1 protein-coding gene is annotated in these 1,179 nt (G+C 54.8%); it reads left to right on the forward strand.

The features are described 5' to 3' along the window. The first annotated feature begins 115 nt into the window (after positions 1–115). Entirely contained in the window at positions 116–1,171 is a 1,056-nt protein-coding gene (tsaD, locus tag KDK15_RS08975) for a tRNA (adenosine(37)-N6)-threonylcarbamoyltransferase complex transferase subunit TsaD (protein WP_257295015.1), read from the forward strand. Positions 1,172–1,179: the final 8 nt, after the last annotated feature.

Raw genomic sequence — 1,179 nt, forward strand, 5'->3', positions numbered from 1 at the left:
ATACGATTCCATTTGGCCAACTACTTAACGTATGATTCTTTTCCTTTATGAAATATCCGGATTTGGGATTTTTACTGACTCTTTATTTGCACAAATTGTTTCACAGGTTTGTTGAATGATTGTTCTTGGGATAGAAACTTCCTGCGATGAGACCGGCATTGCCCTTTATGACAGCAGGAAAGGCCTGCTGAGCGATGCCCTGTTCAGTCAGATTGATATGCACATCGATTACGGTGGTGTGGTACCTGAACTGGCTTCCAGAGATCATATCCAGAGAGTATTGCCCCTGATGAACCAAGTGCTTGAGCAGGCAGGTATCGGTAAAGATCAGATTGATGCCGTTGCCTACACCCGTGGCCCCGGGCTGGTGGGGGCCCTGATGGTGGGAGCCTGTATTGGCAAGGCGCTGGCCTGGGCCTTGGGCATTCCATCGGTGGGGGTACACCATATGGAAGGTCATCTGCTGGCACCCATGCTGGAAGAAACACCCGTAGCGTTTCCGTTTGTGGCGCTGCTGGTATCCGGCGGGCACACCCAGCTGGTGCAGGTGGATGGCATTGGTCGTTACACCCTGCTGGGGGAGTCTGTTGACGATGCCGCCGGAGAAGCCTTTGATAAAGTGGCCGCGATGCTGGGTTTGGATTACCCCGGCGGTCCTGCCATTGCCCGGCTGGCTGAACAGGGGCAGGAAGGGCGTTTTCGTTTCCCACGGCCCATGACCGATCGCCCGGGACTGGATTTCAGCTTCAGTGGCTTGAAAACCTATACCCTTAATACCGTCGCAAAATGCCGTGAAGAAGCATTAACGAAAGAGCTTTCGGATCAGGATCGTGCGGATATTGCCCGTTCGTTTGAAGAGGCGGTGGTGGCAACACTGGCCATCAAATGTCGTCGGGCTCTACAGCAGACTGGTATGAAGCAGCTGATTATTGCCGGAGGCGTCAGTGCCAATCAGTCACTGCGGGCTGCCCTGGAATCCATGGTGGAAAAAGAAGGTGCGGTGCTGCGTTATGCCCGGCCTCAGTTCTGCACGGATAATGGTGCCATGATCGCCTATGCTGGCTGTCAGCGGCTGCTTGCTGGCCAGAGCGATGGGCCTGAAGTGTTACCTGTGCCCCGTTGGCCCATGGAAGAGCTGGAGCCGGTCGGCCAGGAGGCTGTCCGAGAATAGACTGCCCT

The sequence above is a fragment of the Endozoicomonas sp. YOMI1 genome (genome assembly GCF_024606345.1).
GTDB lineage: Bacteria > Pseudomonadota > Gammaproteobacteria > Pseudomonadales > Endozoicomonadaceae > Endozoicomonas.

Bases quoted from the DNA above. Each gene is read 5' to 3' on its own strand.
- tsaD (WP_257295015.1), top strand. From the start codon at position 116: ATGATTGTTCTTGGGATAGAAACTTCCTGCGATGAGACCGGCATTGCC.